Origin of the sequence: Thalassoglobus neptunius, assembly GCF_007859735.1 — a bacterium.
Taxonomy (GTDB): Bacteria; Planctomycetota; Planctomycetia; order Planctomycetales; family Planctomycetaceae; genus Thalassoglobus; species Thalassoglobus neptunius.
Window position 1 is genome coordinate 1 of sequence record NZ_SIHI01000095.1, and the last position, 6,378, is coordinate 6,378.

The following is a 6,378-nucleotide window of genomic DNA, read 5'->3' on the forward strand; positions in this document are numbered from 1 at the left end:
CAGCTTCTGCAACACCTCAGCCAGCGACTTTCCTGCCGCCAACATCGCTTGCCCCTCCTGCAACAGCTTCACAATCTGCTCAGGCTTACGTCGTCGTCGCTTCGTCATCAAAGTCTCCTCGAACCAAAATCGGTCGGTTGACTCTCATAACATCTGGATCAGAAAATGGGGAGCACGCCACCCCGCTTCTGATGGAAGCGTTTGCGAGTTGATTTCATGGACAGCTTTTAACAGTCTCGATTTCGCCTTGCGATATTCTCGCGTCATCGACGGTTCATAGCGATAGCGAACTTGAGCATTTCGATGATCCCATGAGAGCGGAGTCAGCCCGACGTACCGTTCCGGTTTAAGTTCGAGTTGGCGTTCCAGTTCAGTTCCCGGCGAGAGCGAGAAACGGCTGAGATTGATTCGGTCGATGTGAGTCCCGTACGTGTCGAGGAAATCTAACGTCGAGTGAATATCTTCAGGCTGTTCGCCAGGGAATCCCAGCATCATCGTCGCACGAGTGGAAATTCCTTCGCTGTGAGCATTTTCGAAGAATTCTCCCAGGTGTTGGACGGTTGTTCCCTTCGCCATTCGGTCATTCAGGCGTTGGCTTCCCGATTCCAATCCACAACTGACACGAACCATTCCTGCTTTGCGTGCGGCACTCAAGTCTGCCTTTGTCAGCCCGTTATCGGGACGTCGATCAACATGCACAACTCCGACCCATTCTCCTCCCGGCAAACAGTTTTGGTACTCTTTAATCAACCCTCTCCAGACGACGAGGTCGGAGTTCAGTTTAATATCGACAAAGAACGTTGAGTTCGCACCGTGACGTTCCCCGAGTGTTCGGAGTTCGTTAAGAACTCCGTCCAATCCACGAGAGCGAAACGGACCGGTCCCGTTCACCGATTTGACATCGGAACAGAATACGCACTTTCCCCACTGGCAGCCTCTTCCTGTCATGACTGGAAGGATTCGGTGCTCATACTTCTCCCAAGGAAAGTCCTGATAGTCCGGAATCGGCAGCTTGGAAAGATCCGAAATAGGAGAAGCGGGTGGACCGGATCTCACGTCCGGAAGGTGGACTCCTGGAATTCGCTCAAGACCATTTCGATTGATTGCACTGCGGGCGATGTCGGCGATTGAGAATTCAATCTCGCGGCCAACGATTGCTGCCAGTCCCGGAAGGTCTCTCCATGCGTCGATGGTGTTCGGTGCGTTAAACGCCGGGCCACCCAGAATTACTGGAACGTTCGACTGTCGAGCCGCCTCTGCCATGCGTTGAACTGTCGGATAGTGATGCAGATACGCAGAGATCATGACGACATCGGGGTCATTTTCACGAAGTGTCTCATGAAAACTCTCAAGCACTTGAGGGTTCGGTCGACCACGATCGTAGAATCGCCACATGGAATGGAGCGTGTCGTGAACCCGCACCATGGCTGGGTGCGAAGAGAAATGAATCCGGCGTTTGATATGGCTGAATGGTGTGTCGATGGTTTCGCGTGAGAAACCCCGTGCTCCAACAGAAAATGGAGAGAAAACGCCGACGTCAAATCCATGTTCTCGGAGTCCGGCAACGAGATAGCCAACAGCGATATTCGGAATGCGAGATGACTGGCAAAGGTCCACAACCAGTGCTCGTTGCGGGGTGTGCATGAGGCTGTTCACCGAGTCTGTTTGTAACAGTTGTGAGGAAGAATCCGATCAGCGATTAGGAAGCCAATTGAGATTTGTATTCTCTGACCTTAATTTGCAGCCTTCTTGGACAGAATTTTACCCAGTAATGACGACAGCTCTGCCCTCCTTAAGATTCCCGATACTTAAAGGCTCACTTGCTTAAGGTATAAGTCGGTGTTGATTGGCTGTCAAACTATATTCTCAGACGGATGCGTCATTGGCAGGGAAGTCGTTCACGATAGAAAATCGGGAGAGAGAAACTGAAGAAGTCCGGCGGAACAGCTTTTCGGTCGCGGGCGAAGGTGCATTCCTCGAGAGTCAGTCGCTTTCCAAAAAAACGAAAACCCGGTCGAACTTAATAGCCGGATGAGGAGGAAAGTTTCTCGGTGTTGACTTCCGGGAGGTTCAGTTGGCGGCGGCATTCGTCGAGGATTTGTTGTGTTGCACTGGCACCACATGTTGTGACGCCGAGTTCTCTCATTTGCAGAAGGGTATCGTAGGTGCGTATTCCGCCCGCTGCTTTGATTTGTACATGGGGAGCACAGTGCTTCCGCATCAACTTAATGTCGTCAATGGTGGCTCCTCCTGTTCCAAATCCAGTGGAGGTCTTGGCCCAGTCGGCATTAAGCGCACTGCAGATCTCACAGAGTTTGATTTTCTGTTCTTCGTTGAGGTAGCAGTTTTCGAAGATGACCTTCACCTGGCGATCTGCCTGATGAGCGACTTCGATGACGGCGCCGATGTCATCACGAACGTAGTCCCACTGCCCGCTTCGGACGCAACTGATATTGACGACCATGTCGAGTTCCTGGCATCCATCTGCGATGGCGCGTTCTGCCTCGAAACGTTTGACGTCCGTCGATTGGGCTCCGTGCGGAAAACCGATGGTTGTCGAAGTGCGGACTGTGCTGCCTTCCAACATCTTTGAGCAGAGACTCATTGCGTACGGAAGGATGCAGACGCTTGCAACGTCATACGCGAGTGCCAGTTGAATCCCGTTGACGATTTCGGTTTCCGTCAGTGTCGGGCTGAGGATGGCGTGGTCGATCATCTTCGAGAGATCGGAGTAGCTCAATTCTGTTTTCGACATGTCTTCTTTCAGTTGTTCCGTGTGGCTCGATTGATGAAATGAATTGCAGTTGAATCGTTGACGATGGCAAAGAACGCATCTTGCCGCCGGGGAGAAGCAATCGCAAGTTGCTCAAGCCAGTCGCACAAAGGGACCGAGCAAAACTTCAGTGACACATCGGAAGCGTTGACTGAGAATCCAATCCGGGAATTCGAGTCGCTTGAGGACATTGTGGCTTCAGATTTCAGTCGCCAAAGCCGCAGGCGATTTCTTGTCGTCAGACCTGCGAAGGATTGTCACGTGATTGAGGTCAGCTGGATGACGCTTGTCTTCAGAATGATTTCATGCGCTGTCCGGTTAGGAAGTCTAGGCGAACCCGGAGGGCGATTTCGGGGTGGAAATCATCTTCCGCGAGTTGGCACAGCGAATGCAAAGAATGATTGAGTAGAGCGAGTGAATTCATCCTCGCGATGTTCATCAAAACTAAGGAGTGATCTGTGAAATCTCTTTTCTCAGCAATGTTGTTCTCTTCAGCCTGCCTCTTTTCTGCGAATGCACAGGCTGTCGATACGCACATTCAGACAACCGATAACGGGAGTGTCCTCCCCTTCTATGGCAACTCAAATGGTCAACAAACGAACTCTGGCTATCCCAGCTACTCTTCACCCAACTACACGACTCCGCAGTATGTTCAGCCAACTCAATACGTCGTTCCGTCGAATGTGAATCCTTCGTCGCCTCAGTACTTCGACCAGCGACCTGCCCAGTATCGGACCCAGTATCCAACCCAGTATCAAACTCAATATCAGGCACCCGGACAGCATGTTGCTCCGGCTCCGTATTCACAACCAATCCAGTACTCGCCGCCACCCAGATTTCGGCAGGATGGAGTTTCTCCGGTCTACACAACCCCGACGAATTCCGTCTATCCGTCATCGAACACAGCACCTTGTCAGTCTGGCCAGTGTGGACCTTGTCAGAACATGACGAATCCCGCCATTCAACCGGGATACACTCAACAGCGTCCGTCACTCTTCCAGTCGTTGATGATGCCGTTTCAATATATGGGATCGGCACTCACCGGATATTCTCCAACACAGCAGAACTATCCCAGTCAGTACAACGGAAGCTACTCCGGATACCGACAATACTAAGCTGTCGCCTTGGGACGTCGAGACGAAGACCGCTGGCTTTTGCGGCAACAGCAATATGCTGACTTGGCGCACTTCGAGAATTCGTTCGAAAAGGCACTTCACGATCACGAGAAAATCGGCCATGACAGCCCCTTTCTCGTCTTTTTTTGGGCTTGCTCTTCAGAATTCCGGCTCTGGGATTCTTGCTGTTTGACGGACCGAGATGTCTGTCGCAACAACAGCACCGCACGCAATGCTTTTCGAAATGAACGAAAATCGTGCGAATCGTGTGTCTCTTCATGAAAGCATCAAAGCGAAAACAGTTGGCGGGCGAGATTGAAAACGCATTGCCGGGGCGATTGGTCGAGTCAGTTTGCAGTCTCAGGCACAATTCAGGGCATTTCTACTTCGGGCGACTGCAAACCATTCTCATGGTGAACTAGACTTACGACTCATTCTCCACTTGCGACGAGATCAGGTTGCTCGTTCCTGTTCCCTCGCTTGTATTGTTTGACGTGGTTTTTGCCCTGTTCGCGTGTACGAGGTTGGGAAGGCCACTTTGTGAAATGCTCAAGAACGACCTGAAACAACGATGACTGACCTTCCGGAACTGACTGGCCAAAGAGCCCTTGTCACTGGCATTACAGGACAAGATGGTTCGTATCTCGCTGAACATCTTATTGGTCGAGGATATGAAGTCTGGGGGATCGTTCGTCGATGTTCGACAGATAACAAATCGCGTCTGCGTGAGATTCTCGAAAACCCGGCGACCGCGAACCGTCTTCATCTGGTGGATGGTGACATGTGTGATTCCTCCTCGTTGAGGAATGCCGTCAATGCTTCCCGTCCCCATGAGGTTTACAATCTGGCTGCGCAATCGCACGTTCAGGTCTCGTTCGAAGTCCCGGAGTACACCGCCGATGTCTGCGGGATTGGGGCTCTCCGTTTGTTGGAAGCGATTCGAGAATGCCAACCGGATGCTCGATTTTATCAGGCATCATCTTCGGAGTTGTATGGCAAGGTCGTTGAGACTCCTCAGACCGAGGAAACCCCCTTTCACCCCCGCAGCCCATACGCCGCAGCAAAAGCTTTCGCCTACAATATCACTCGTAACTATCGAGAAGCGTACGGAATGTTCTCGGTGAACGGGATTTTGTTCAATCACGAGTCTCCACGTCGTGGAGAAAATTTCGTGACGAGAAAAATCACATTGGCGGTGGGAAGAATTCTCGCTGGGAAACAAAAAGAGCTTCGGCTCGGAAACCTCGATGCCCAACGAGACTGGGGATTTGCTGGCGATTACGTGGAAGCGATGTGGTTGATGCTTCAACAGGATCAACCGGAAGATTACGTGATCGCCACCGGCAAGACATTTTCTGTTCGGCAATTTTGCGAACAAGCGTTCGCATACGCCGGAATGCCCATCCGCTGGTCCGGGGAAGGCACTGACGAAGTTGGAACAGGTCCATCGGGCGATGTTCTGATCCGCATCGATCCGAAATTCTTCCGACCGGCCGAAGTCGATCTCTTAATCGGCGATGCGACGAAAGCGAAACAACAACTCGGCTGGACTCCCCGCGTCAGCTTCGAAGCACTCGCTGAAATGATGGTCGATGCCGATCGATGTGCAGAATAGGGCTTTGTGAACGTGTTTTACTGGAAGAAGAAATCAATTCCTTCATAGATTCTCACTCGGTCCCTTCGCGATGAATCTCGCTAAGGGTCTTGCCATGTTCGTTCTTCCACTCAACCCAGCCATTTGCCGATCGGCCCAGTACAACTGCTGCTGCCATACTTGGCGAAGAGAAGAGATAGTCTTCCGTGAATCGGTATTCACCCTCAACTTCATCGAGAACTCCAGCAGAAATGAGCTTTTCACGCTGAGGAATCACGCTCGAAGTTGCTGATGGTGCAACTTGGATTCTTGCTCGACTCCCCGCGTAAACTACGAAACCATCCTCGACCATTTGACCTTTCCCATCACTCCCACCACCTTGACAGTAGAATTGTTCAGATGATCGATTCGGTTTCGAGATTGGTTCGAATACTGGGTAACCAAGCGATGAAACAAGTGTGCTAATCGTTTCGAAAACGTCGAGCAATTCGGCTTCCATGGGTTCTGGAACGTAATTTGAAGACGCAGGGATTTGGCCATTTTCAAGCGTGTACCGCCCCACTTCTTTTGCACGTTGCATGCAATACCATTCAAGGTATCTAATGTGTGCCTGCGTGAAGTTTTGAGTCTTCGATACACAGAATATCGCAGTCTTCCAGAACGACTTCGTTTTGTTGTGATTATCAAAACGATTTCGTCCATCTTCTGACTGGCCGATGTAAACAACTGGTTTTGCTTCCTCTTTGCATTGTTGAAAACATCTCTGGAATCTGAGATGAGAATGCGCTAAAATCTGGTGATGAGTGATTCCCCACGAACGAATGTGTTGTTGGAAGTGGCAAAGCTGTCGCTTCGGATTGGACGCAAGTATGTCGAGCCGTATTCGCATGCGAAGA

5 protein-coding genes are annotated in these 6,378 nt (G+C 51.1%); 2 read left to right on the top strand and 3 right to left on the bottom strand.

All coding sequences use genetic code 11. The features are described from left to right. Positions 1-144 precede the first annotated feature (144 nt). Positions 145-1,644, bottom strand: a complete 1,500-nt coding sequence (locus tag KOR42_RS25495) for a B12-binding domain-containing radical SAM protein (RefSeq protein WP_146512627.1) — start codon at positions 1,642-1,644, stop codon at positions 145-147. Positions 1,645-2,020: 376 nt separating this feature from the next. Further along, positions 2,021-2,755 carry a deoxyribose-phosphate aldolase gene (deoC, locus tag KOR42_RS25500; RefSeq protein WP_146512628.1) on the bottom strand — a complete coding sequence of 245 codons (735 nt, stop codon included), beginning with the start codon at positions 2,753-2,755 and terminating at the stop codon, positions 2,021-2,023. Positions 2,756-3,231: 476 nt separating this feature from the next. On the opposite strand from deoC, the gene KOR42_RS25505 reads away from it, so the two are divergent. After that, the gene (locus KOR42_RS25505; RefSeq protein ID WP_146512629.1) at positions 3,232-3,888 is read left to right on the top strand and encodes a hypothetical protein; all 657 of its coding nucleotides are present in this window, start codon (positions 3,232-3,234) and stop codon (positions 3,886-3,888) included. A gap of 571 nt (positions 3,889-4,459) precedes the next feature. After that, complete coding sequence (gene gmd, locus KOR42_RS25510) at positions 4,460-5,503, top strand: GDP-mannose 4,6-dehydratase (RefSeq protein ID WP_146512630.1); 1,044 nt, start codon at positions 4,460-4,462, stop codon at positions 5,501-5,503. A gap of 52 nt (positions 5,504-5,555) precedes the next feature. On the opposite strand, the gene KOR42_RS27195 is transcribed toward gmd, so the two are convergent. Continuing rightward, positions 5,556-6,062, bottom strand: coding sequence for a DUF4357 domain-containing protein (locus KOR42_RS27195; protein ID WP_197441600.1), 507 nt, complete (start codon positions 6,060-6,062; stop codon positions 5,556-5,558). Positions 6,063-6,378 lie beyond the last annotated feature (316 nt).

Coding starts and splice junctions, on each gene's coding strand:
- deoC (WP_146512628.1), bottom strand. CDS start 2,755: ATGTCGAAAACAGAATTGAGCTACTCCGATCTCTCGAAGATGATCGAC.
- gmd (WP_146512630.1), top strand. CDS start 4,460: ATGACTGACCTTCCGGAACTGACTGGCCAAAGAGCCCTTGTCACTGGC.
- KOR42_RS25495 (WP_146512627.1), bottom strand. CDS start 1,644: ATGCACACCCCGCAACGAGCACTGGTTGTGGACCTTTGCCAGTCATCT.
- KOR42_RS27195 (WP_197441600.1), bottom strand. CDS start 6,062: ATGCAACGTGCAAAAGAAGTGGGGCGGTACACGCTTGAAAATGGCCAA.